This is a genomic window from Halorubrum sp. BV1, assembly GCF_000746205.1.
Lineage (GTDB): Archaea > Halobacteriota > Halobacteria > Halobacteriales > Haloferacaceae > Halorubrum.
Genome location: NZ_JQKV01000002.1, coordinates 777,895 through 802,003, shown reverse-complemented (window position 1 = coordinate 802,003; position 24,109 = coordinate 777,895). Strand labels below are relative to the sequence as shown.

At 69.2% G+C, this 24,109-nt stretch carries 19 protein-coding genes and 2 pseudogenes; 4 read left to right on the top strand and 17 right to left on the bottom strand.

Annotation, left to right across the window (positions count from 1 at the left end; all coding sequences use genetic code 11):
* The first annotated feature begins 60 nt into the window (after positions 1-60).
* Positions 61-1,224 carry an aminopeptidase gene (locus EP28_RS08540; RefSeq protein WP_049983572.1) on the top strand — a complete coding sequence of 388 codons (1,164 nt, stop codon included), beginning with the start codon at positions 61-63 and terminating at the stop codon, positions 1,222-1,224.
* Between the two features lie 10 nt (positions 1,225-1,234).
* On the opposite strand, the gene pheT is transcribed toward EP28_RS08540, so the two are convergent.
* The 10 genes and pseudogenes from pheT to EP28_RS08490 form a co-directional block, all read right to left on the bottom strand.
* A complete protein-coding gene (pheT, locus tag EP28_RS08535) occupies positions 1,235-3,016 on the bottom strand; it encodes a phenylalanine--tRNA ligase subunit beta (RefSeq protein WP_049983571.1) in 1,782 nt (593 codons plus the stop codon).
* Positions 3,016-4,524, bottom strand: a complete 1,509-nt coding sequence (locus tag EP28_RS08530) for a phenylalanine--tRNA ligase subunit alpha (protein WP_049983570.1) — start codon at positions 4,522-4,524, stop codon at positions 3,016-3,018. Before EP28_RS08530 ends, pheT begins: the two co-directional genes overlap by 1 nt.
* Before the next feature lie 52 nt (positions 4,525-4,576).
* Positions 4,577-5,221, bottom strand: coding sequence for a M48 family metalloprotease (locus tag EP28_RS08525; RefSeq protein ID WP_049983569.1), 645 nt, complete (start codon positions 5,219-5,221; stop codon positions 4,577-4,579).
* A gap of 177 nt (positions 5,222-5,398) precedes the next feature.
* On the bottom strand, positions 5,399-6,049 hold the full coding sequence (locus tag EP28_RS08520) for a MinD/ParA family ATP-binding protein (protein WP_049983568.1): 651 nt from the start codon (positions 6,047-6,049) through the stop codon (positions 5,399-5,401).
* On the bottom strand, positions 6,046-6,825 hold the full coding sequence (locus EP28_RS08515; RefSeq protein WP_049983567.1) for a DUF7857 domain-containing protein: 780 nt from the start codon (positions 6,823-6,825) through the stop codon (positions 6,046-6,048). Before EP28_RS08515 ends, EP28_RS08520 begins: the two co-directional genes overlap by 4 nt.
* A gap of 24 nt (positions 6,826-6,849) precedes the next feature.
* Positions 6,850-7,602, bottom strand: a complete 753-nt coding sequence (locus EP28_RS08510; RefSeq protein WP_080506102.1) for a DUF7856 family protein — start codon at positions 7,600-7,602, stop codon at positions 6,850-6,852.
* Positions 7,603-7,715: 113 nt separating this feature from the next.
* The gene (locus tag EP28_RS08505; protein WP_049983565.1) at positions 7,716-8,054 is read right to left on the bottom strand and encodes a DUF7855 family protein; all 339 of its coding nucleotides are present in this window, start codon (positions 8,052-8,054) and stop codon (positions 7,716-7,718) included.
* A gap of 186 nt (positions 8,055-8,240) precedes the next feature.
* Positions 8,241-8,495: pseudogene (locus EP28_RS14570) on the bottom strand (hypothetical protein); the annotation flags it as partial.
* Entirely contained in the window at positions 8,496-12,533 is a 4,038-nt protein-coding gene (locus tag EP28_RS08495; RefSeq protein WP_049983564.1) for an LAGLIDADG family homing endonuclease, read from the bottom strand. It lies immediately after the preceding pseudogene.
* An 85-nt stretch (positions 12,534-12,618) separates the two neighbouring features.
* Positions 12,619-12,981 carry a hypothetical protein gene (locus tag EP28_RS08490; protein WP_049983563.1) on the bottom strand — a complete coding sequence of 121 codons (363 nt, stop codon included), beginning with the start codon at positions 12,979-12,981 and terminating at the stop codon, positions 12,619-12,621.
* Positions 12,982-13,202: 221 nt separating this feature from the next.
* On the opposite strand from EP28_RS08490, the gene EP28_RS08485 reads away from it, so the two are divergent.
* Together EP28_RS08485 and EP28_RS08480 are read left to right on the top strand one after the other, a co-directional pair.
* On the top strand, positions 13,203-15,542 hold the full coding sequence (locus EP28_RS08485) for a DEAD/DEAH box helicase (protein ID WP_049983562.1): 2,340 nt from the start codon (positions 13,203-13,205) through the stop codon (positions 15,540-15,542).
* Between the two features lie 71 nt (positions 15,543-15,613).
* Positions 15,614-16,372 carry a PDDEXK family nuclease gene (locus EP28_RS08480; RefSeq protein WP_049983561.1) on the top strand — a complete coding sequence of 253 codons (759 nt, stop codon included), beginning with the start codon at positions 15,614-15,616 and terminating at the stop codon, positions 16,370-16,372.
* 6 nt (positions 16,373-16,378) lie between these two features.
* Here the strand turns inward: EP28_RS08480 and EP28_RS08475 are convergent, their stop codons facing one another.
* The 3 genes from EP28_RS08475 to panB form a co-directional block, all read right to left on the bottom strand.
* The gene (locus EP28_RS08475) at positions 16,379-17,365 is read right to left on the bottom strand and encodes a tyrosine--tRNA ligase (RefSeq protein ID WP_049983560.1); all 987 of its coding nucleotides are present in this window, start codon (positions 17,363-17,365) and stop codon (positions 16,379-16,381) included.
* Positions 17,366-17,472: 107 nt separating this feature from the next.
* A complete protein-coding gene (locus tag EP28_RS08470) occupies positions 17,473-19,530 on the bottom strand; it encodes a DUF460 domain-containing protein (protein ID WP_049983559.1) in 2,058 nt (685 codons plus the stop codon).
* 56 nt (positions 19,531-19,586) lie between these two features.
* The gene (gene panB / locus EP28_RS08465; protein ID WP_049983558.1) at positions 19,587-20,393 is read right to left on the bottom strand and encodes a 3-methyl-2-oxobutanoate hydroxymethyltransferase; all 807 of its coding nucleotides are present in this window, start codon (positions 20,391-20,393) and stop codon (positions 19,587-19,589) included.
* Between the two features lie 168 nt (positions 20,394-20,561).
* On the opposite strand from panB, the gene EP28_RS08460 reads away from it, so the two are divergent.
* A complete protein-coding gene (locus tag EP28_RS08460) occupies positions 20,562-20,867 on the top strand; it encodes a DUF5822 domain-containing protein (RefSeq protein ID WP_049983645.1) in 306 nt (101 codons plus the stop codon).
* A 15-nt stretch (positions 20,868-20,882) separates the two neighbouring features.
* Here EP28_RS08460 and EP28_RS08455 read toward each other — a convergent pair whose 3' ends face one another.
* The 4 genes and pseudogenes from EP28_RS08455 to EP28_RS08445 all read right to left on the bottom strand — a co-directional run bounded on the left by EP28_RS08455 (position 20,883) and on the right by EP28_RS08445 (position 24,050).
* On the bottom strand, positions 20,883-21,500 hold the full coding sequence (locus EP28_RS08455; RefSeq protein ID WP_049983557.1) for an HAD family hydrolase: 618 nt from the start codon (positions 21,498-21,500) through the stop codon (positions 20,883-20,885).
* Positions 21,497-21,634 (bottom strand): annotated as a pseudogene (locus EP28_RS14115) (acyl-CoA dehydrogenase); the annotation flags it as partial. The pseudogene EP28_RS14115 and the gene EP28_RS08455, both read right to left, overlap by 4 nt.
* An 89-nt stretch (positions 21,635-21,723) precedes the next feature.
* Positions 21,724-22,725 (bottom strand): AIR synthase family protein, encoded by a 1,002-nt coding sequence (locus EP28_RS08450; protein ID WP_049983556.1) that lies wholly within the window; start codon positions 22,723-22,725, stop codon positions 21,724-21,726.
* Positions 22,722-24,050 carry a serine-tRNA(Ala) deacylase AlaX gene (locus EP28_RS08445; protein ID WP_049983555.1) on the bottom strand — a complete coding sequence of 443 codons (1,329 nt, stop codon included), beginning with the start codon at positions 24,048-24,050 and terminating at the stop codon, positions 22,722-22,724. The genes EP28_RS08450 and EP28_RS08445 overlap by 4 nt, the downstream gene beginning before the upstream one ends.
* Positions 24,051-24,109: the final 59 nt, after the last annotated feature.

Here is a 24,109-nt window from a genome sequence, read left to right as displayed (position 1 = left end):
TGGGCGCGCATGCACGTCCCGCGTCGGCACCGATTTACCGCCCGCCCGCGACGCCCCGACATGGACGAACGCGTACGCGAACACGCCGAAGTGCTCGTCGACTGGAGCGCGCGGATCGAAGCCGGCGACGACGTCGTCGTGAGCGTCGCCGAAGACGCCCACGACCTCGGCGTCGCCGTCGTCGAAGCGCTCGGCGAGCGAGGCGCGAACGTCACGACGCTGTACGGCTCCGACGAACTCTCGCGAGCGTACCTGAAGGGAAGCGAGGCGAGAGCCGCCGACGGCGACGCGGGAGATGGCAACACCGCAGTCGAGGCCGACGACTTCGATTCCGACCCCGTCGTCGACCGCGCCATCTTCGAGGCCGCCGACGCCTACCTCCGGCTCGGCGGCGGCCGAAACACCACCGCGACCGCGGACGTGGACCGCGAGACGCGACAGGCGTACGCCAAGTCACGACAGGCCGTTCGCGAGGCGCGCATGGACACCGACTGGGTGTCGACGGTCCATCCCACTCGCAGCCTCGCCCAACAGGCGGGGATGGCCTACGAGGAGTACCAAGAGTTCGTCTACGACGCTGTCCTCCGCGACTGGGAGGCGCTCGCCGACGAGATGGCGCGGATGAAGGCGATCCTCGATTCGGGCGAGGCGGTCCGGATCGTCACCGAGCGCGAGGACGCGCCCGACACCGACGTTCGGATGTCGATCGCGGGTCGGACCGCGGTCAACTCCGCCGCCTCCGTCGCGTACGACTCCCATAATCTCCCCTCCGGCGAGGTGTTCACCGCTCCCTACGACACGGAGGGCGAGGCCTTCTTCGACGTGCCGATGACGATCGACGCGACCCGCGTCCGGAACGTCCACCTCGTCTTCGAAGACGGCGAGGTCGTCGAATTCGCGGCCGAAACGGGGGAAGCGGCGCTCGCGAGCGTGCTCGACACCGACCCCGGTGCGCGTCGGCTCGGCGAGTTGGGGATCGGGATGAACCGCGGCATCGATCGGTTCACCGACTCGATCCTCTTCGACGAGAAGATGGGCGACACAGTCCACCTCGCCGTCGGCCGCGCGTACGACGCCTGCCTGCCGGACGGCGAGTCGGGCACCGACAGCGCCGTCCACGTCGACATGATAAGCGACGTGAGCGCGGATTCGAGACTCGAAGTCGACGGCGACGTGATCCAACGAAACGGTCGGTTCCGGTGGGAAGACGGGTTCGAAGACTGACCGGAGCGCCCTACCGAAGCGCGTCCAGATCGAACTCGAAGGCCGCGACGGGCACTTCCAGGTCGTGTTCGACGAGCACGGCGGGGTGCACCTCGCCGATCACCCCGACCGCGTCGCCGTCGATCACCACGTCGGCCGCCCGTCCGTCGATGAACGTGGGATGCTCGGTTCGGGGCGTCTCCAGTTCGACGTCGAAGTCGTCACACACCGCCTGCAGCCGCCCCTTTGCCGCCTCGTAGGAGGCGTCGCGTCGGGCGACCGCGCCGGCGACGTGGCGGGCCTCTGCCACGTTCGAGTTCTGTGAGTCGTCACGCTCGGCGACGAATCCGACCTCCGCGACGTCCTGCGGGTAGGCGTTGTGTGTGTTCCGCTCTAGAAGCATCACGAGCGACGGGAGCGCCCACGTCCGGAGTTGGGTGTACTCCTCGCTGTACGGCTCCGTGATCTCCACGGGGTCGCCGCCGCCGAAGACGCCGGCTCCCGCGGTCGACTCGTCGCCCTCGGCGACCGCAGCGCCGCCGGTTCCCGGCTCGACGTTCATTCGGTCGTAGTTCTCGGCCCCGCTCGTCATGTGGAAGTTCAGTAGGTCCTCGAAGCCGAGGCCGACGAGGCTCGACCTGACCGCATCCTCCAGCCGCGAGCGCTCGTGGCGGCCGCCGACGGTCCCCACGTCGGGATAGCGCGGCTCCAGCTCGTCGAACCCGTACGCGCGCCCCACGTCGTCGACCAGATCGAGCGGGTGGAGCACGTCGACGCGGTACGGCGGAATCGTCACCTCGTAGGACACCGACTCGCCGAGCGTGTAGCTCGCGTCGAGGCCGGCGCGCTCGAAGCAGTCGACGATCTCCTCGGGTTCGAAGTCGACACCGAGCAGTGTCTCGATCCGATCGTGGGTGACGGACTTCTCGGTCGTGTCGAGGTCCGGGCGGATCAGCCGGGAACCGTACTCGTCCGGCTGGGTCGCGCCGTCGGCGTACTCGACCTCGATCTCTTCGATCGTCGCGCCGCGGGCGGAGAGCGCGTAGCAGATGATCGCACACATCTTGTCGATCGTCCACTGGTCCGTTCCCGTCAGCTCGACGAGTAGCTCGCGCGAGCCGGTCGTCACCTCGGTCCGCTTGCCGTTGATCACCGGCGGGAACGAGAAGAGTCCGAGCTCGTCGTAGATCGCGGGGTACCGATCGAGGTCGGCGACGAGGTCGGCGTACGTCTGTCCCGTGTCGTGTTCGCCGAGCACCTCGTTCGGCGTCAGTTCGTCGTTCGAGTCGAGCGGGACGAACGAGACGCCGTCGGGGTCGACGCCACGGTACGTGATCGACGGCTCCGCGCCCTCCTGGAGCGCCGCGCCCTTCACCATCGCGAGGTCGTGAATCCCGATCGCCCCCTTCGCGCGGCCGCGCCCCATCGTCGCGTGGAGTTTCTCCTGCAGTTGGATCAGCGAGTCGAGTCCGCTCTCGTCGAGGTCAACGCCGCGGACGATCGCGCCGGTGACGTACGGCCGTTCGTCGGGGACGGATTCGTCGACCTCGATCGTCCACTCGGGATCGTTCGTCTCGGGGACGTACACGCCGCGGTCGTCGCCGTAGTGGTATCGCAGCGAGCGAGCGACCCCCTCGACAGAGAGTCTGTCGAGCCGGTCGGGCGCGAACTCGAACTGGAGGAGGCCGTCGTCGGTCTCGCCTTCGAACTCCAAGCCGAGCCCGAACAGGTCCGTCTTGAACTCCTCGTCCGTGGTGTCGGTCCGCCCAGTCAGTCCCCGAAGCTCGTCGGTGTCGATGTCGACGACGGGCATCAGTAGCTCACCTCCGCGTTCCGCAGGAAGTCGATGTCGGCCAAGGTCCCGTGGAGGTCGCGGATGTCCTCCGCGCCCGTGGTGAGCATGGCGAGCCGCTCTAAGGCGAGCCCCCACGCCATCACGTCGCAGTCGACGCCGAGCGGTCCGGTGACCTCTTCGCGGAACACCCCTGAGTTGCCGATCTCGATCTCTTCGCCCGTCTCGGGATGTTCGCCGAACAGCTCGAAGGAGGGCTCGGTGTAGGGGTTGTAATGCGGCTTAAAACGGATGTCTGTGATACCGAACTGCCGATAGAACTCCTCGAAGGTGCCCATCAGATCGCGGACTGAGAGGTCCTCCGCCATGACCCACCCCTCGATCTGGAAGAACTCCAGTAAGTGCGTCGGATCGAGCGTGTCGTTGCGGTACACCTTCTCGACGGAGAAGTAGCGCTGGGGCGGCTCCAGTTCCCCGCCCGCGATCCCGGAGAGGTACCGCATCGACAGCGAGGTGGTGTGACCGCGAAGGGCGACCTCGCGGGCGAACGCCTCGGACCACGGCGAGTGGTAGCCGTCGCCGTCCTCGCCCCAGCCGTCGCGGTGCGCCCGCTCTACTCGATCGATCAGCTCCTCCGGAATCTCGTCCATCGGATCCACGTCGAGCGCGAACCGGTCCCAGTGTGTCCGCGCCGGGTGGTCCTGCGGCATGAACAGACAGTCGTTGATCCAGAAGTCGCTGTCGGCGTGTGGCCCCTCCATCTCCTGAAAGCCCATCCCGACCAAGACGTCCTTCACGCGGTCGGCGGTCCGGCGGAGGACGTGCGTGCGTCCGCCGCGGGTCGTCTCCGCTTCGGCCTCGACGTTGTACTCAGTGAACTCCACGTCTCGCCACTCACCGCTCGCGAGCAGCTCCGGAGTGACCTCTGCGACCGTCTCCGTCGCTTCGACGCCGCCCATCAGCGCGTCGACGCCGGCGTCGGTGAGCCCGACCGACCGAGTCGTCGACTCCTCGACAGAGACGAGCCCGCGGGAGTCGAGCCGGTCGATCACCGCCTCATCGACCTCGGGGGTCTCACCGGCCGCGAGCGCGGAGAGCGCGGCGGCTTCGGTGTCGGCGTCGGGGTCGGCGTCCGCGTCGACGGTCAGCTCTCCCGAGTCGATCCGCCCGAACCCCTTCCGCGCGAAGTTCGAGAGCGCGATGTCGACCGCGGGACCGTCGAGACCGGCCTCGCCGATGACCCGTCCCATCGAGACCGGCTTCTCGTCGGCGTCGAGCGCAATCCCCGCTCGGTAGAGCCGAACCTCCGGGAGCCCGTCGTCGACGTACTCTCGCCCTTCGTCGGTGAGAGCAAGCGTCTCGGTCTCGTCTTCGGTCACCGTCAGCAGTCCCTCATCGCGAAGGCCGAAGGCCGCGCCGGTGACCGTCTCCGGCTTCAGACCCGTTTCGGCGGCGATTTCGGCTACGGTTCGTTCGTCCGTCGCGCTCGCGGCTTCGAGGACCGCGAGCTGTCGTTCCGGGAGTCGCATTCGAGTTATCCGTATAGGCGGTGGGCTGGTTGGTAACGGTTCCGGGACATGGTCACGACGCGTCCTCCCGAAGTCGCTCGATCCGGTCTCCGAGCGGCGGCTGGACCGCGAACCACGTCGACCAGTCGCCGGTCTCCGGCTCGACACCCCGCATCGCGGCGGCGCGCTCGAACGCGTCAGCGACGCGGTCTCCCCCGACCGCGTCGGCCGCGCGGGCGTCGGCCGCGTACTGCACCCGGCGGCCCACCCAGAACGCGGTGAGTCCGATCGCGACGAGCGACGCAAACCCGGCGTCGAACGGGACCGCCGCGATGACGATGGCGGCCAGCACGGCGAGCACCGACGCGACCGCGACGGCCCGGAACTCCGTGTACCGCGTCTCGACACGACCGGCCTCCGCGGCGAGGAGACCGATCGCGAGGTCTTCGTTCGACGCGTCCAGCAGGCCCTCCGCGACGAACAGCACCCGGCGACGCGGCGGCCCGCGCACCGCCACGTCGACTGATTCCGAGCCGCGCTCTATCGCCACGCGGTCGATGTCGAGACCGGCCTCCCGGCGGAGGGACGCGAGGCGACCTCGCTCCGCGTCGGTCGGGTCGCGCAGGTCGCGGAAGCGATCGGCGGCGACGAGCGGCCCGACCTCGACCGCGAGAAACGCGACGACGGCGGTGCCGGAGACAAACGCGACAGTGAGCATGCGGATCCGTTCCTCGCCAGCCGAATAAAACGTCTCGACCGGCGGCTCGGTCGGCAACTGCCGGTGATTCGGTCGGAAACCGACGGCTGGCGAACGGGTTTCGATCACCGAGCGAATCGTCGGGTTCGTGGTCGTTTCGCCGCCGCGCCTGCCGCGGATCCGCCCGTAGTATCCAGCTTACCGCGGCACCCGACGGGTGACGTCCCGGATCGCGACCGCCGCGTCGCTTTCGGGTGCGGCGTCGATCACGGGACGTTCGTCTTCGACCGACCGGCCGACGCGCGGGTCAGCCGGAACAACGGCGACGGGCGCACCGAGGGCGTCGGCTATCGTCTCCGTCGGCGGCTCCTCGACGACGCGGTTGACCACGCACCCGACGAGCCCGGAGTCGAGTTCGCGCGCGAGTTCGCGCGTCCGGACCGCGTCCGCCAGTGCGAACGCCCGCGGCGACGCGACGAGGACCGAGGCGTCCGCGACCGCCAGCGGAACGCCGGCGTCCGATCGGCGTCCCGCGGGACAGTCGAGGACGACGGTGCCGTGCTCGCGTTCGAGCCGTTCGATCGCGGATTCGAGCCGCGTCAGATCGCAGGCCCGCGCACCGGCGAGCGTCCGGCCACAGGGAACGATCTCGACCGGTCCCGACCGCAGCGTTTCGATCGGGTCAGCGCGCCCGGCGAGCACGTCATGCAGATCCGGTCCCCGTCCGCGCGGGAGATCGGCCATCCCGAGGTCGGTGTCGACGACGACGGCGTCGAGCGCGGCGGCGACGTTGTACGCGAGCGTCGTCTTCCCGACGCCGCCCTTCCCGCCGGCGACAGCGAGGATCACGCCAGCCGCTCCAGCGCCTCGATCGGCACGTCCGCCGACTCGGCGCGCGCGGCCAGCGCGGCGGTCCGGTCGCTCACCGCACGAAGGCGCTCCGCGTCCGTCTCGACCCGCCGGCGAAGATCGGACACACCGTCCAGCCCGTCCGTTTCTTCGACGACTTCGGTCGCAGCGCCGAGATCGGCGTCCGTGAGCCGCTCCGCCCGATCCACTCGGGCGGTTACCGTGTCGAGCCACTCGTCGACCGCCGCCGGCACCGTGGCGTCACCCCCGCCCACTTGTCCGTCGATGAGCGGGTCGCCGCCTGCGTCACCGCCGCGGTCGGCCTCTCCGCCCGCGCCGTCCGTCTCTCCGTCCGTGTCGGCGTCCTGTCCGGTGGTTCCGTCTGTGATGGCGTCTCTCGGCGGCCTGTGATCTCCGAGCGTTCGGATCGCGTCGAGCGCGGGCGTCTCGGAGCGGACGGCTGCGAGCGGATCTCTCTCACACGATACGCGTGTGTCCTCCCGATCTGATCCGTCCTCGCTGATCTCAACCGGCGGTTCGACCGGGTCGGCAGGCACGGCGAACCCAACGGCTCTGGAGCTTGCGGGATCGAGCCGTACGGAGACACCGCTCGCGTCCCAGCCCGCTTCCGGAACGCCCGCGCGCCGCGGCGGTAACACCGGGCCGTCGAGCCGGCTGTCGAGCCGAACGCGGCGCGGAACCGCCTCGTCGTTGTGCACTCGACACCGTACCAGCGACACGCCGCCGTCCTGTTCGACGGTCCACGCGAGATCCATATCGGTAGTCCCGCGGATTCACATTTAATCTGTCACAGGCGCCCCGTGCCGATCGACCGCCTCGGCGTCGATCACGGTTGCAACCGAGATCTCGCCACCGTGCTCGGCGACCCACGCGGCTGCCGACTCACCGACTGCGACGGGGCCGTCCAGTTCGGCGATCCGAACCGCCGCCAGCGACGCGGCGAGGCGCGGACCATCGTACGTCGACGGGCGGGTGCCGGCGTCGTCTGGAACGACGCCCGGCACGACCGACAGCGCCCCGCGAAACGCCGGATACACCGTACGGGCGAGCTCCCGACGCGCGTCCCGTCGGCGGTTCTCCACCTGATCGCGGAGCTTGAGCCGACGCTCACGAACATCTCTGACGCGCTCGGCCCGACCCCGTGCGCTGTCGAGCGCCTGTTCCGCGGCGATCCGGTCCGTCTGGGCACGCGCCAGCGCCGCGGCCGTCGATTCGAGTTCGGCGAGCGTCTCGGTAGCGTCGGCGTCGACGCTCCTGCGCGCCCGCACGTCGCCGCGGAGTGCCGCGATCTGTTCTTTGAGCCGTTCCTCCTCGCCGCCGGCGTCCGCGACGCGTCGCCGAGCCGAATCGAGGTCGACCGCCGGGGCCGCGGTCGACGCCAACCGCTCACGAAGACCGATCAGTTCCGTTCTGATAGACGCCGTTCGTCCGCGCGACCGCGCCGCCGCGGCGAGTTCGCGGTGAAGCGTCGTCCCGGTTGGAATCTGTCCGAGGACCGCTTCGGGTGGCGAAACGACATCAGGGCCCGCCACGGCTGTTTCCGGATCGCCAGGTTCCGGATTGTCGGGTCCGTCTCTCGTACCGACGCGATCGCACCCGCCGCGGCCGTTTTCGGTCTGCTGATACCGTTTCCCCCGCGGATCGCTCACAGCTGTTCGCCTCGCATCGTGTCCGGGTCGGGATGTGACGTCCCCGCAGCGAACGCGGTGTACGGCGTCGATTTCGACTCCCGATCCGCGTACGCGACCGCGGCCTCACGGACCGGCGCATCGAGTGCGACGTACTCGTTGAACGGCTCGGTGCGCTCGATCTGTACGTCTCCGCGATGTGACTCGCGGAGCCGGAGCGCCAGAAACGCGGCGTACACCGTCGAGTCGACGAGCGCAGCGCGGCCGAACCGCCTGACTACGACCTCGTCGTGACGACGACACAGGTTCCGGAGCGCGGTTCGAGCCGCAGCCGAATACGTCACGACCAACAACACGACCGCCAGTGGTTGGCTCCAGACCTTAGCGGTTCCGAACCCCTCCGCCTATCAGACGCGTTCGATCTCGAACTCGGGGACAGCGTCGTTTTCTTCTCTTGTCAGTTCACCCGAGTTGTTTCGGTCACCTGACTGGTCGTCGAGGCGGTCGCTGGAGCACTCAGCGGTGGGGTCCGCGTCGAGTGTGTCGTCATCGACGGACGGCCCCGTTCTCGCGAGCACGCGCTCGCGTGCCGCCGGCTTCGAGGAGGCGACCACGACCGTTCCGTCTACTGGCGGTTCGCCCACCGCACGGAACACGTCGTCTTCGCCCTCAAACTCGCTGGCGTACGTCCGCAAAACCGCCGCAACTCGCCGCTCCGTCGCGGCGAGATCAGCGTCTCCGTCCTCGAACGCACGGAGGGCGTCCTCGACGTTCCGCATCGCTGAGATTCGGTCCATCTACGTCGTTCGCAGGTGCCCCTGCTTCGGCTCGTACACTTCGCCTTTGGTGCGGAGCTTCTCTATCTCTTTTTCGGCCTTCCCGGGATCCATGCCGATCTCGCCGGCGCGGTCGAGCACCTCGTCGACCGGCGCGCCCTCCTCGTACTCCTCTTCGATGTCGGCGATCAGACCCTTGATGTTCTTGATGCGGTCGCGCTGGCTCTTCGAGGTGCCGGTCTCCACGACGTCGGCGTCGAACTGCCCCGTCTCCGGGTCGACGCCGATGTCCTTGAGACACGACTCGACGATGTCGGTCGCGCGGTCGGCGTCCTTGCGTTCGACCGTGTCCGACAGGCGGAGCCGCGCGCTCGCCTCCGCGAGCCGCACCATCGCCTCCAGCTTCCGGGCAGTGACGGGGACGGGGGCGTCCTCGTCGGCCCCCTTCGAGCGTAGGTCGACGTAGAACTCCTCGATGAGCTCTTTTGCCTCCTCCGTCATCGTCGGGAAACAGGAGCGCTTGGCGTGGGCGATGTATTTCCGGAGGAGGTCGGCGTCGATCTCCGGCGCGACCTCTTCGGTCACCTCCGCGACCTGCGCCGAGGTGAACTCCGAACTCGCCAGCTCCTCGCGCTGCGTGTTGAGCTCGCCGGCGTAGTTCGTCTTGATGATGTGTTTCGCCAGCCGCGAGTCGTGCTCCGGGTCCGGGCTGTCCGTCACCGTGAAGATGAGGTCGAACCGCGAGATGAGCGCGGGCTCCAAGTCGATCTGCTCGCCGATCGGCTCGTACTGGTCGAACCGACCGTACTTGGGGTTCGCCGCGCCCAAGAGCGAACACCGCGCCTTCAGCGTCGCGTTTATCCCGGCCTTCGAGACGGAGATCTTCTGCTGTTCGAGCCCCTCGTGCATCGCGGAGCGATCGGAGGAGTTGTGAACGACCACGCCGTTCGCGACGAAGTTGTGTGTCTCCTCAACTGTCAGGTCGTACACCTTCGGGGTTCGTCCGTCCTCGATCCTGGCCAAGATCGACCGGAGATCCGCCTTGACGGCGTCCACTTCGCTCGCGATCGCGTCTCGTAGCTCCTCAAGTCGCTCCGTCTCAACGGCACCGGAAAGCCACCGCGAGACAGTCGCCTGATCCACGTTGAGCGACGACGCGACATCCCCTTGACTGACGCCGTATGCCTCCAGCGCCGACGCCAACTCTCTTCTCGTGTCTTCGACCGGACCGCGTTTGAGCAGACTCCGTGCGCGCTGTTCAACGTTCTCGACGGGGCTGCCGAGAACGTCAGCGAGCCGCTGCCGGAGCACCTCGCTACGGTGTTCGGCCGACTCCGGCGGGACAGTTTCGACCGCCTCTACCCGGCGCCACTTCACGTCTCCCCGGACGAGCTCCCGTAGGCTACCGAGATCGGTCTCCTCGACCGCAACGAGCGTCTCTCGGAGTCGGTCCGTCACTGTCTGGCGAACCTCGTCACTCTCGCCCCACCCGCGGGAGATCTGTTGCTGTGACAGCGCCGTTCCCTCCGCGAGTTCGGACTGCGACACGTGGTACCGGTCGCGCATCTCTGCGAGGGTCCCCCACGACGGATCGTCGTCGAGCATCGATCGGTCCGCGGTCGCCGCCTCCACTCTCTCCTCGAACGCGTCGAGTACCCGGCTGGCGCGGTGGAGCGACACGTTCGCTGTTCCACTCTCGAAGTCGTGATACGTGACCGCGTTGAGTCCGCATTCGCTCTGGTGAAGCCGGAGCGACTCGCGACACTCCGCCAGTACGCCGTCGATCTCCGGAATCACGTCCAGAATTGTGCGGTCGCCGTCGGCGGAGTCGACAACGCGGTCGAGCGCTTCCGCCTTTCGAGAGGCGGTGAACCCGATAGCGCGGCGGAACGCCGCGAGCGAGCCGGCGTCGGTCACCGTGAGGTAGTACACGTCTCGACTCTCGTCTCGCCCGCGATGCTGGAGCTGGCTCGACACGCCGAACTGTAGGAGGAGGGTTTGCGTGCCCTCCAGCAGGTCCCGGCTCGCGGAAGCGATCCGAACGTTCCCGGCCGACTCGTCGACGTGTCCTTCGCTGTCGGCCAGCGCGCGGACAAACGCCGACTTCGCCGCTCGGCTCCCCGTCGAAATCGCCGTCGGAAAACACTTCTCGTCATATCGGCCGAGGTTCATCCCGGCGTCGAGGACGGCGTCGGCGTGCTCTTTTCCCGTGATGCGGACCGTCTCGACGCCGCCCTCACGCTTTTCGCTCGGAGGACGCGTTGGTTCCGAGCCGAACGTCGCCCGCGCCGCTCGCTCGAAGTCGTCCAAGAGCTCGTCGTCCGTGTTGGTGAACCGGACGCCGTAGACGCCCTCGCCGCGGTCGTAGTAGACGTTTCCGTCGCCAGAGAGATACCCGAGAACGCGCGCGGTCGCGGGGTCGACCGCTCCGTTCTCGTCGGGGACTTCGACGCCGGCGCCCGCCGCCGCGATCGCCCCGGCGCCGTCCGTCGATTTGGTTGGGATTTCTCGGGGAACGTACACCCAGTCGCCCGCGTCGAGCGCGGCCGCCTCGCGCTCGACGCGCTCGCCGTCGTCGAGGACAAAGAACGGGTGGTCCGCCGTCGCCGTCAGCGACTCACCCGTCTCCATCGTCACGCGAGTCAGCTCCGAGGGCGCGTCGTACTCGTGGACCGAGAACACGGGACGCTCGACCAGCTCTCCCTCCTCGTTCATCGACCAGACGTCGAGGTCGACGTTGCGGATTCGGCGACCGTTCGAGAGCTCCTCGATCTCGCCGTCTTCGGCGGCCTCTCTCGCCAGTTCGCCGATCCGTTCCACGCGGCCGTCGGCGAGCGTGACGAGGGTGTCGCCCGTGACGCAGTCCATCTTGTCCAGCTCGTCGACCGCGGCGATCCCTTTGTCTGCGAGGACGAGCGCGCCGGCTTCGAGCGACCACTGCTGGCCGTCGCCGAAGTCGTCGCGTACCGCGGCCGCGGTGAGCCCCGCCGCTGAGGAACCCTTCCCGGAGGTATAGACCGACCGGGGCGCGATGTTTTCTACATACGAAATCATCTGACTTTTTCCGGTCCCCGGATCACCGATTAAAAGCATGTGGAGGTCGCCGCGGATCCGGGAGCCGTCGGGGAGATGTTTGGTGACGCCGGAAAAGAGCTGGAGGATCATCGCGAGCTTCTCCTCCTCGTAGCCGTAGATGGCGGGCGCGATGGAGCCGACCATCGCCTCGTAGATGTCGTCGCGGTTGGAGAGCTCGATGATCTCGCGTTTGTCCGCCTCGGTGATGTCCATGTCCTCGAACTCCTCGTCTTCGATGCCGATGGAGACGCCGTCCATGTACAGATCGAAGATGGCGGACTTCTCGTTGCCCTGCTCGACCTGTTCGATGTGGAGGACGCCGACGCAGGTGACGTGGTCGCCGGGGCTCACCTCGCCGGTGATGTCGTCGACGATGTCGATGTCGATCGACTGCGGCGTCTCTCCGCCGCGGAGCCCCTCGGGTGACTCCTGGATTCGGAGCTTCTGTGAGTCGACGAACTCGGACTGGTCGAAGTTGACGCGGAACGGCCCCTGCCGTTCACACCCCTGACACTCGTGCGGCTCCTGGAAGCCGCCGTCGCCCTGCGGAATGTACGTCATCGTGCCGCAGCGCTGGCATTCGAAGGCGGCCTCGGTCACCTTCGGCCGCACGTCGGTCGCCTTGCGGACGATGCCCCTGACCGAGACGAGGCTCCCGATGTGGTCGTCGTGGACGCGGATGCCGCGGATGTCGATGCTCTCCGGAAGGTTCTCGATCCGGACGTGCGCGCGACCGAGGCTGACGTCCGCGGGGAGGTCGTAGAGGCGGAGCGCCTCCTCCGCGTACTCGCGCATCTGGTCCGGCTTCGTGCGGAAGTCCTCGGCGAGGTCGCGGTCGAACTGAAACAGGTCGTCGTAGTCGACGTACAGCGAGCGCTGTTCGTTTGGGTAGTTCTGTGCGAGGGTGCCGATCTCCTCGCGGTAGTAGTTGCGGTAGAACTGAATGAACCGCTCCGTGAGGTCCTGATTCCCGGCCTGAGCCATTACGACACTCCTTCGTCGCCATCACCTATGAACCTCATGCTCGGCGGGAGCGCGAACTATCTCCCCGTTCGCGACGGAGGGAACGTCACGCCCGGGACACGAACGTCGCGTCCGCCGAGGTCCGTCCCTCGTTGAACGAGAGCACCTTCGCGCGGATCACGTCGCCTTTCCCGATATCGCCGGGAACGTCCTCGGTGAAGATGACGAACCCCTCCACCTTGCCGACGGCGACCTCCTCGCCGGAGTGGTGTTCGGTGAGGTCCGTGACGCCGAACTCGTACGTCTCACCGATCTCCACGGGCGGATCGCGCTGTTTCGCCGCCTCGTGCGCACGTTTCGACTCGCGAGCGTCCCCGGAGGGGCCGCGGAGACGGCGAACGACGGCGAGGAGGACGACGAGTGTCAACAGGACGGCGGCCGCGATGACGACCGGTGACGACGGGATCATATCCGCCTGTCCACCCGCGGTTACCTAAACGGCCGGGATATCGTGCGACCGATCGGCGTCGGAGGGCTCGGGAGGTCATCTCGGCGGGCCGCGGCTCGCGGGCGGCCGCATGAGAAACCCCTTTGCTCTCGAAGCCCCGGGTTCGATCCAATGCGACACAGCTCCGGTCGCCGTCGACCCGTCCTTGGCCGTCGCCGACTCGTCCACGGGTGTGATGCGCCGTGAAGGTCGCGGACGCGGTGCCGGAGTTCGCCGACGCCTTCGGGTTCGAGGAGTTCAACCGGATGCAACGAGAGGCGCTCCCCGGGATACTGGATACCGATCACAACGTCGTCGCGTCCGCGCCGACGGCGTCCGGCAAGACCGCGCTCGCCGAGCTCGCGATCTGCAAGACGCTCGCCGCCGGGGGAACCGCGCTGTTCGTCGCGCCGCTTCGCGCGCTCACGAACGAGAAGGAAAGCGAGTGGGACCGGTTCGAGGAGCTCGGGTACTCCGTCTACGTCGTCTCCGGCGAGCGCGACCTGAACCCCCGACGCGCCGAGCGCGCGGACGTGCTCGTCACGACGCCGGAGAAAGCCGACAGTGCGACCCGGAAACACGATTCCGCGCGCTACTCGTTTATCACCGACGTCGATTGCGTCGTCATCGACGAGGTCCACCTCCTCGATTCGGAGAAGCGCGGTGCGGTGCTCGAAGTGACCGTCTCGCGGCTCCGGCGGCTGCAGGACCCCCGTATCGTCGCGCTCTCGGCGACGATGCCGAACGTCGACGACGTGGCGGCGTGGCTCGACGCGCCCGCCGAGACGACCTACGAGTTCGGCGACGAGTACCGCCCCGTCGACCTCGAAACCGGCGTGAAGACGTACTCGCACGGGTCGAACGCGTTCGCCGACAAGTACCGCCGGCTCTACCGCGCGCTGGATCTCGCCGAGCCGCACGTCCGCGAGGACGGACAGGCGCTCGTGTTCGTCTCCTCGCGCCAGGACACGGTGCAGGCGGCGAAGAAGGCGCGCGACGAGATCACCGAACGGGACATCCCGATCGACTCTCGCGGCGACTACGACTTCCACACCGAGGCGACAGAGCTCACCAACGACACTCTCCGCCAGTCGGTCACCGACGGCGTCGGCTTCCACCACGCCGGGCTCGGGAAAGACGACCGCGACCGCGTCGAGGAGTGGTTCAAACAGGGGAAGATCAAGCTACTGTTTTCGACCTCGACGCTCGCATGGGGGGTGAACCTCCCGGCGCGCTGCGTCGTTATCCGCGACACGAAGTACCACGACCCGCTGGAGGGCGAGACGGACATCTCGCCGCTCGACGTGCTCCAGATGCTCGGACGAGCGGGGCGGCCGGGCTACGACGACGTGGGCTACGGCTGGGTCGTCTGTGACCGCGGCGACGCCGACCGGTACCGCGAGCTGTTGGCGGAGGGCAAGCCGATCGAGTCGCGGCTCGCCGGCGAGCTGGAGTCACACCTCAACGCGGAGGTCGCGATGGGGACGATACAGGGAGTCGAAGACGTGATGGAGTGGCTAGAGACGACCTTTTATTACGTCCGCGCGCAGTCGGAACCAGAGTCGTACGAGTTCGCGACGCTGCGCGACCGCGTCCGCGACACCCTCGACTCGCTCGTCGACGATGGGTTCCTCACCGCCGACGACCTCGCGATCGAACCGACGGCGCTCGGACGGCTCGCCTCGAAGTACTACCTCCGACTCGACACGGCACGGCGGTTCCACCGGCTCGCGGAGCGGGAGACGCTGACCGTCGACCGGCTGCTGGCGACCGTCGCGGCCGCCGGCGAGTTCGACTCGGTCTCCGCGCGCGCGGCCGAGTCGGACGCGATAGACCGGATCCTCGACGGCCGCGACACCGATCTGGAAGACGGCCACCGCAAGGTGTTCGCCATCCTGATCGCGGGCATGGAAGACTCGATCCCTTCGGACCTCCGCTCCGACGCGTGGGTGATCCGCCAGAACGCGCTCCGGCTGCTCGCCGCGCTCGCCGAGTTCCTCGACCGGTTCGCCGGCCCGCGCGCGGCCAACCTCGCAGCCCGCGTCGAAGCGCGCGTCGAACACGGGGTCTCCCGGGAGGCCGTCGCGCTCACGGCGATCGACGGCGTCGGGTCCGGCCGTGCCGAGCGGCTCGCGAACGCCGGGCTCACCTCGCCGGCAGCCGTCGTCGACGCCGGCGCGAGCGCGCTTGAGAACGCCGGCGTGAGCGGCTCCGTCGCCGAGCGGATCGTCGACGCCGCGCGGGAGTGTCCTCGGATCGACGTCGACTGGGGGTCGTTCCCGGACACCGTCGCGGTCGGCGAAAACGAGCTGTGTGAGATCGCGGTTTCGACCGTCTCCGGCCACGCCCGCACGGGAATCCGTGTGACCGTCAACGACGTGGAGATGACCGCCCAGACGACGTATCTCGACGGGGAGACGACGGTGCCGGTCGGCGTGTTCGGGCCGCCAGAGGCAGACGAACTGGAGTTCGTCGTCGAGGTCGTCTACCCCGACCTCCCGCTGATGCCGGTCAGGTCGACCCGGACGGTTCGGGTCGAGTAGCGTCCCGGCTCGGCGGCCACCCCTCAGATCCCCGCCGACCGCTTAACACCGATACCGCGGCCAGCCGGGGTATGCCGGAACGACTCCGCGTGCTCGCAGGCGACTGTCAGGTGACCGAACAGGGCGACCGCTCGCGCAGCTATCGCGGGCGCGTCGTCGTCCTGATCAAACCGGACGACACCACGCTCGTCCACGACGCCGACGGCTACCAGCCGGTCGCGTGGCTCACCCGCCCCGAGAGCGTCGTTGTCGAGGGCGACGGCGCGGGCTTCTCCGTTACCGTCCGCGACGGCGGCCGCCGCCTCCGAATCGTCTCGACGGAGGCGACGGCGAGCCGCGCGCTCCCCGTCACGGTGGCTGGCGTGCCCGTCGGCACCTGTCCGGCAGACGGCGGGCCGCTCGTGCGCTCGCGCGGCGACGTGATATGTCTCGACTGCGAGAACCGCTGGGGGCTCCCGGCGGGCGCGAGCGTCACGGACGCGACGTGTGACGACTGCGGGCTCCCGAAGATACGCGTCGAGCGGGGAGAGCCGTTTCACCTCTGTCTCGACCCGGCGTGCGACCCGATGGAAGCGGCCGTCAGCGAGCGGTTCGACCGCGTCTGGGACTGCCCCGACTGCGAGGGGTCGCTGACCGTCGAGTTCGCGCCGGGTCGGGTGTACCTCGCCTGCGAGAGCCCCGCCTGCGAGACGACGCTCTCTATCCCCTCCGGCGTCGTCGTCGACGAGTGCGACTGCGGATTACCGATATTCGAGACGGCCGCCGGCCGGAGCTGTCTGGACGGGTCCTGTCAGATCGGCGGTCACACCGCGACGAAAACACACGACTGAGGCCGTCTACTCTGCTAGCTGTTCGCGTCCCGGCGCGATGAGTCGGTCGAGGTACTCGGCGAGCGCGCCCTTCGCGTCCGCAGGGTGGAGTTCCCCGGACTCCAGATCCGCTTCGAGCGCGTCGTACGCGTCGTAGGTCAGGTCTCCGCCGTACTCCTCGGGGCGCTCGACGCGAACGGTGTCGAATCGCGGGAACACATGGTACTCGAACACCTGCAGGACGGGATTCTCCCGTTCTTCGCCCTCGTCGGTCGGCTCGGGGTCAGCCGTCGGCGGGCAGTACGCGTCGTTCACCTTCGACTCGATGTCCGAACGGGAGTCCTCCATCGAGATGGTGACGCCCGTACTGGAGGACATCTTCCCGCGTCCGGTCGCGAGGTCGGCGATGAGCGGCGTGTGGAGGCTCGTCGGCGGCTCGCGGTCGATGCTCGGGAGCACGTCGCGCGCGAGCATATGGACCTTGCGCTGTTCCATCCCGCCGATCGCGAGGTCGACGCCGAGGTACGGGATGTCGAGCGCCTGCATCAGCGGGTACACCGCCTGCGACACCTTCACAGAGTCGCCCGAGGTGATCTCGGCCATCGCGCGCTCGGCCCGCGCGAGCGTCGTCTCCAGCTCTAACGCGTGCAGATCGAGGGTATAGTCGTCGTCGAGCTGGAAGTCGGATCCGAGGACGAACTGGGTGTTCGACTCGTCGAGCCCGTAGGCGATGAACTGGTCGCGCATCCGCTCTGCGGTGTGGCGGATCTCCTCGAACGAGCCCTTGTCGTTGAGGTACGCGTGCACGTCGGCCAAAAGGACCGTCACCTCGAATCCGGCCGCTTGGAGGTCGATGAGCTTGTTCGCGGTGAGCATGTGCCCGATGTGGAGCACGCCCGAGGGCTCGTAGCCGACGTACGCCCGCTTCCCGTCGGGGTCGTCGGCCAGCGCCTCGATCTCCTCCTCGGTGACCACCTCGGCCGCGTTCCGGGTGATCAGCTCGTGTGCGTCCATACCCTCGACTGTGCGTTACCGGACATATGACTTCTGGAAGCGCACTGCGACGCGACGGCGGCGGCCCCGCCCGCGCCGAACCGCCTCGCTACTCGTCGCCGGCTCCGCTACTCTTCCGTCTCTGGCAGCGTCCGCCCCGCTCGGTGCTCGGAGATGATCTGATCGAGGTGCTCCTGTTTTTCCGCCGTCCGTCGCCGCTCCGCGCGCTTCTCCCAGTCGTCGAGCGCCGCGTCGAGCGCGGCCTCCTCCGCGACCGCCAGTTCGTCGACCTCGCGGACGGGGACCGAGTCGGCCGGTACGACCGGTACGTCGTGATCAAACAGGACCTGATCGGCCACCTCAGAGAGGTTCCCGTCGCGGATCACGGCCCGCGGCTCCGTCTCCGCCAGCCGCTCTGCGGTCCGCCGACCGGCTCCGGAGGCGTCACGGAGGTACACGACGTCGCCGGAGACGAGCCCGTACGCCTCGTCGGCCGCCTCCAACGCGTCGAGAGTGAACTGCTCTACGACCTTCACGCTCGCGAGCCCGCGACCCTCGGCGACGTCGCCGAAGTTGGAGTGGTCGAGCCGCCACAGCTCTTTTAACGTCTCCACCTTCCGCTCCAGTTCCTCGACGCGCTCGCGGGCCTCGTCGCGCTCGCGCTCCAGTCGGTCGGTCTCGCGTTCGAGCCGGGAGACGGCTCGCCGGGTACGCGCCTCGATCCGCTCTTCGCGTTTGGCCTCCTCCAGTTCGGCCTCCAGTTCCTCGACGCGCTCGTCCCGCTCGGCGAGGTCGTCTTCGAGCGACTCGGCGTGTGACTCCAGCCGGTCGACGCGCTCGCGCAGCCGCCGGATCGTCTCCTCTTCTTCGGTGCGCTCTGGTTCGGTGGGATCTGACTCGTCCGCGTCGGCGTCGCCCTCTCCGCCGCCGCTCCCGTCGTCCTCGCTCAGGTCGGCGATGACGGCCTCGACTGATGAGTCCCCGGCGACGACGCCCGCGATGACCGCCTCGCGGTCGAGTCGCGGCGGGGTCTTCGCCGCGATCCGGTCGAACTGGTCCGCGTGGTCGTCGTACGCGTACAGCGCCGCCGCCAGCGCGTCGCGCTCGTGGTCGTTCGCGTAGCTCGCCTTGCGGGTGCGGTGGAGCTTCTCGTCGACCGGGAGGTCAGTGGTGGGTCGCCAGCCCGCGGCGTCGAACGAGCGGCGGAACTTCTCGACCGTCTCCGGCATCGGCACCACGTCTGCGGCGACGATGATCGGCCGCCCCTGCTCGATTATCCACTCGGTCACGTCCGCGGTGTCGGCCGTCCGCGAGGAGTAGAGCGCGTGGACGGTGCCGTCGAGGCCGACCACGGCGGCCGCGGTGGTGGTGCCGGGGTCGATACCGACGATGACGCGGTCGCGACGCTGCACCAGCGGCTCGTACTCGATCCCGTCGCGGCGCTCGCGCTCGACCTCGACGCGCACGTCGCCCGCCCGCGAGTTCGAGACCGGGATCTCCTCCGGTCGAGCCTCGACGGTAAAGACGGCGTTCGCGTAGCCGCCGTACTTCTCCGTCACCTCGCGGTCGAACTCGAGGTTTGTCTCCTTCAGCTTCGATTGCACCTGTCGCGTCCGCTTCCGGACGTTACCGTGGATCCGGCGCGTGTACCGGTCTTGACTCCACCCGCCCTTTCCGGTCGAACGGCCACGCGACACCTTCACTTGGGTTTCGTCCGTGAACGCGGTCACCTCGTGGCCGACGTTGGCCGCGGCGAGCCGTGCGGCCGCCTCCGCCTCCTCCATCGGATCTTTCCCGTATGGGATCCCGTGTCTGGAGGCGACCCGAGAGAGCGGCTCCGGGCGCTCGGCGCCCGTCACCTGCACGAGTCGGGTGCCGTCCGGAAGCGATCGCAGGAACTCCACCAGCTCGCCTTTGTCGGCCGCCAGCTCGTAGGCGTTGTCGGTGGCGACGTACAGCGGCTCGCGGTCGTCGATCAGCCGACAGAGCTTTCGGAACGAGACGACGTCGCGAGTCACCCGCGCCACGGGACCGTCGAAGTCGACGTCCGCCGCGTCCGGGTCCTCGTCGTCGACCGGATCCAGTATCACGAGGGCGTAGGAGGGGTCGTCGCCGCGAACGTCGCCGCTTTGCACGTCGACGCCGAACACCGGCCGGTCGCGGGCGCGGATGGTCCGGGTTGTCACGCGCGAAAGTAGGCCGCTGACGCGTATATACCCCACGCCGACCGCGGCGCGCCGTGTCAGTACAAGTCGTCGAGATCGTCTTCGACGTGCGAGTGCTCAGCGGCCGGGAACGCCCCGCTCGTCACGGCCTCTTTGTACGCCTCGACGGCGTCGAGCATCTCGCCGCGCACGTCGCCGAACTGCCGGGAGAAGGGCGGTGCCCACTCGTCCAGTCCGACCGCGTCGTTGATCACGAGCACTTGTCCGTCGCAGTCGGGGCCTGCGCCGATCCCGATCGTCGGAATCGCGAGCGCTTCGGTGACGGCTCCCGCGAGGTTCGCGGGAACGTGTTCCAACACCAGGGCGAACGCCCCCGCCTCGGCGTGTGCGCCGGCGAGGTCGATTATCTCTTCTGCGGCGTCCCTGTCGGTCCCCTGCCGGGTGTAGCCGCCGAGGCGGTTGACGTGCTGGGGCGTCAAGCCGAGGTGCGCCATCACGGGGATCCCCACGTCCGTCATGCGGCGCGTCATCTCGACGGTGTGCGAGCCGCTCTCGATTTTCACCGCGTCGGCGTTCGCCTCCTTCAGCAGCCGGCCGGCGTTGCGCACCGACTCCGCCTCGTCGACTCCGAAGGAGAGAAAGGGCATGTCGGCGACGACGAGGGCGTCCTCGGTCGCGCGGGCGACCGCGGCGGTGCGGCTCGCGACCTCGGCGAACGTGACGGGGAGCGTCGAGTCGTAGCCTAAGGCGGCGTTGCCCATGCTGTCGCCCACGAGGACGGCGTCGACACCCGCCTCGTCGACGATCGCCGCGGTCGGCGCGTCGTAGGCGGTCAACATCGTGATCGGCTCCTCGCGATCCCGGAGTCCCCGCGTCGTGGTCATGTCTCGAACACGCCGGTGCGACCGGTTAAAATCGCCGCATTCGGCGCAGATACCCGGCTTTTTGCCACGCGCGCTTAGGCGTCCGCGGCGGCCGCCGCGACCCGTCTCACCGCGGCGTCCGCGGCGCGGACCGCCACCGATTTGTCCGTTCGGCGCGGAATGCGGGTCGTGCAACCCGTCGAGCGGGCCGACTACGAAGGCGTCGACTACGGCTGGGTGATGCAGACCACGTTCGTCGTCACCATCCTCGTCGGCGCGCCGGTCGTCGCCGTCCTCTCCGGATTCGTCCCACTCGAAACGTGGGGGGCCCGCGCCGCGTTCGCGGTCCGCGTCGGCGCGCCGATCTGGTTTCTCACCGCCGTCGTCGTCGCGCTCTACGCGAAACGAACCGAGGCCGGCGACGGCGGCGCGGACCGAGCGACCGAGACGGGAAGCGAGACGGCGGACGCCGACCGCGACGACGCCGGCGACTGAGTCGCAGTCGGTGCGTCAGTCGAGGAGGTCGCTCACCCACGCGTAGTCCGTGCCCGCGCGCTCCGCGGTCACGGCGTCGCGCTCGGAATCGCCGACGAAGAGCGCCCGGTCCGGCGTGGTCCCGAGGCGCTCGACGGCCGCGAGAAGCGACTCCGGTTCGGGCTTGTACGTCTCGGCCGTATCGCGCCCGACGACCGCGTCCGATTCGAGCGCCCCGCCGAGCCCGTGTGTCTCGATCGCGACCCGGCAGGCCGCCTCGGAGTTGAGCGAGCAGACCCCGACCCCCGCGCTGTGCCCCGCCTCGGCGAGCCGACGTCCGAGCGGGAGCAGCGTCGAGTCGCGCGCGCCGGCCCGCTCGTACTCCGCGATTGTCGTCTCGACGGGATCGCGGATCCCGTACTCGTCGGCCGCGCCGAGCAGCCCCCACAGTTCCGCGGTCGGCGGTTTGATCGCGTGCTCCGCGTACACGGTGAGCACCGCCTCGGCGACCGCCCCCCAGTCCACGGCGAGATCGACCAGCGTGCCGTCGAGGTCGTAAACGACCGCGTCGTAGGCCGGAAAAGAGGGTACGACGGGATCGGCTGTGCTCGCCGAGTCGTTCGCGCCGGTGTCGCCCGCGGCGTGGTCCGTCATTGCTCGGCTAATAGGTCCCTAGCGATAATCGTCTTCTGGATCTCCGTCGTTCCCTCGTCGAACTCGGCCGTGTACCCGCGGTCGCCGTGGATCCGGGCCGCCTCGTTCGTCATCGACATCACGGCACCGCTCGCGCCGGTCATGGTGTGCCATTTTCTCCCACACAAAAACGCTGATCGGGGCCGCGCGAGCGCCGCGTCGCGTTCGTCGTCGTGCTCGGAAACTATTCCCACAGCGGGTACAGCTCGTCTCGCGGCGGCTCAGCGATCCGGTCGCCGTCGAGTCGGACGGTGCCAGCCGCTCCCGGATCGCCGCGGTCAGCCGGCTCGTTCGTCCGCACCTCGCCTATTACCCCCGCGTCGATCCCGGCCGCCGACAGCGACTCCCGGGCCTCGTCGACGCGGTCCGGCGGAATCGCGGCGAGCAGCGCTCCGGAGCCGAACGTCGCCAGCGGGTCGACGCCGAGCGCGCCACAGCACCCCCGCGTTTCGGGTCGAATCGGGACGCGGTCGCGCTCGACCGCGATCGTCGTCTCGCTCGCGCGAGCGACTTCGACGAGCGCGGTCAACAAGCCGCCTTCCGTCGGGTCGTGCATCGCGGTGGCGAGGTCTCGGACCGCGGCCGCGTCGGGGACGACGCTCACCTCCTCCAGGAACTCGGCGGCGGAATCGAGCGTGGCGTCCGAGACGCCGGCGTCCAGACACGCCTCGCGGAAGTCGGTCGCGAGGATCGCCGTCGCCTCGATCCCCACGCCCTTCGTGAGCAGGAGCCGATCGCCGGGCTCTGCGCCCCCGCTGGCGACGAACCGGTCCGTGGTGCCGAGCGCGGTCATCGAACAGAGCGGCCGCGCGAGCGCCGGCAACACCTCGGTGTGGCCGCCGACGATCGCGACGCCCAACTCCCCTGCCGTCTCGTCGACCTGCTCTGTCACGGTCTGACGGCGCTCGGGGTCGTCGTCGGGCAAAAAGAGCGTGTGCGTGAGCCACCGCGGGTCCGCGCCGCTCGCAGCGACGTCGTTGCAGGCGACGTGGACCGCGAGCTCCCCGACCGCGTCCGCCGCCAGCGACAGCGGGTCCGCGGCGACGACGAGCGTCTCCGCCGCGCCCGCGAGGTCGATCGCCGCCGCGTCCTCGCCGTAGGCGGGGCCGGTCGAGACCGACGGGTCGTCCGCGCCGGTCGCCGCGAGCACCTCCGCCAGCGCCGCCGGGTCGAGCTTGCCTGTCATCGCTCCCGCAGCCACGCGACCACGGTGTCCGGGTCGGCGTCGAGCCCACCACCCTGCGCGAACGTCGGGCCGCCGCCCCCACCGCCGCCGAACGCGTCCGTGACCGCGTCGACGACCTCGCCCGCCTTCGGGCGTTCTGCCCCATCGCCGCTCGCGTCGTCCGCGACCGCGACGACCACGAACGGCGCGTCTCCCCCGCCGACCGCGGCGAGCGCGTCCGGAGACGCGGCGGCCGACTCGTCCGCGACGCCGCCGCCCACGATCGCGTCCGCGGGGCCGCGGAGGTCGTTCGGGTCCGCGTCGCCGACCGTTCCGATCGCCCACGTCGTGTCGTCGACCTCGGTCGTCTCGAACTCGCGCAGTCTGGCGGCGAGCAGATCGCCGCGGGCGTCCCGGAGGTCGGCTTCGAGCCGGTCCGCCTCCGTGCGAACCCGCGTCACCTCCTCCGGGAGGTCCGCGATCCGCGCGTCGAGAGCGGCGGCCGCGTCGAGGGCCGCGCGGTGGACCGCCGCGTCGTGGTCGATGGCCGTCGGCCCGACGGCGAACTCGACGCGGGTCACGCCCTCGCCGGGATTCGAGCGGTCGAGCACCGATATCGGGCCGATCTCGGCCGTGGTTCGAACGTGGGTGCCACCGCAGGCGGCGACGTCCCACGGGATGGGGCCGTCGCCGGCGTCGACGCCCACGTCACCGCCTACGCCGGGTTTTCGGTCACCGCCCGTCGCCCCGCCGTCCCCGCCGATCGTCACGACGCGGACGGCCTGGTCCCCGCCCATCGCGCCCGCCTCGGTCTTCGCGTTGAACGCGATCCCGTCGATGGCGCGGGCCTCGCCCTCCGGATGCGTCTCCCACGACACGGGTAGCGAGTCCCAGACCGCGCGGTTCGCGAGCCGCTCCAGCTCGACGAGGTCGGCGTCGGAGAGCGGCTCCGCGGTCGTCAGGTCGACGCGAACCTTCTCCGGGGCGATGTCGAAGCCGGCGTACCCCAGATCCTCGCAGGTCCGCCGGGCCGCGCCGTAGAGGACGTGCGAGGCGGTGTGCGCGCGCGTGCAGTACGTGCGGAACGCGTCGTCGACGATCCCCGTGACGGTCGCTCCCGGCGCGGGGACATCGCCCGCGGCGTCGAGTTCGTGGACGACTCGCCCGTCGCGCTCGCGCACGTCTGCGACGCGGACGCCGTCGACGGTGCCGCGGTCGGCCGGCTGGCCGCCGGATTCGGGGTAGAAGTACGTCTCGTCGAGGACGACTTCGCGTCCCGAGACGGCGTCGACCGTCGCCTCGAACTCCCGTACTTCGGGGTCGGCCGGCGCGCGTGATGCGGTCATGCACGGGCCGTGGGCGCGGTCGAATAAATAGGTGGCCGACGGGAGCCCCGACGGGCCGA

Bases quoted from the DNA above. Each gene is read 5' to 3' on its own strand.
- EP28_RS08540 (WP_049983572.1), top strand. From the start codon at position 61: ATGGACGAACGCGTACGCGAACACGCCGAAGTGCTCGTCGACTGGAGC.
- pheT (WP_049983571.1), bottom strand. From the start codon at position 3,016: ATGCCCGTCGTCGACATCGACACCGACGAGCTTCGGGGACTGACTGGG.
- EP28_RS08530 (WP_049983570.1), bottom strand. From the start codon at position 4,524: ATGCGACTCCCGGAACGACAGCTCGCGGTCCTCGAAGCCGCGAGCGCG.
- EP28_RS08525 (WP_049983569.1), bottom strand. From the start codon at position 5,221: ATGCTCACTGTCGCGTTTGTCTCCGGCACCGCCGTCGTCGCGTTTCTC.
- EP28_RS08515 (WP_049983567.1), bottom strand. From the start codon at position 6,825: ATGGATCTCGCGTGGACCGTCGAACAGGACGGCGGCGTGTCGCTGGTA.
- EP28_RS08495 (WP_049983564.1), bottom strand. From the start codon at position 12,533: ATGGCTCAGGCCGGGAATCAGGACCTCACGGAGCGGTTCATTCAGTTC.
- EP28_RS08490 (WP_049983563.1), bottom strand. From the start codon at position 12,981: ATGATCCCGTCGTCACCGGTCGTCATCGCGGCCGCCGTCCTGTTGACA.
- EP28_RS08480 (WP_049983561.1), top strand. From the start codon at position 15,614: ATGCCGGAACGACTCCGCGTGCTCGCAGGCGACTGTCAGGTGACCGAA.
- EP28_RS08475 (WP_049983560.1), bottom strand. From the start codon at position 17,365: ATGGACGCACACGAGCTGATCACCCGGAACGCGGCCGAGGTGGTCACC.
- panB (WP_049983558.1), bottom strand. From the start codon at position 20,393: ATGACCACGACGCGGGGACTCCGGGATCGCGAGGAGCCGATCACGATG.
- EP28_RS08455 (WP_049983557.1), bottom strand. From the start codon at position 21,500: ATGACGGACCACGCCGCGGGCGACACCGGCGCGAACGACTCGGCGAGC.
- EP28_RS08450 (WP_049983556.1), bottom strand. From the start codon at position 22,725: ATGACAGGCAAGCTCGACCCGGCGGCGCTGGCGGAGGTGCTCGCGGCG.
- EP28_RS08445 (WP_049983555.1), bottom strand. From the start codon at position 24,050: ATGACCGCATCACGCGCGCCGGCCGACCCCGAAGTACGGGAGTTCGAG.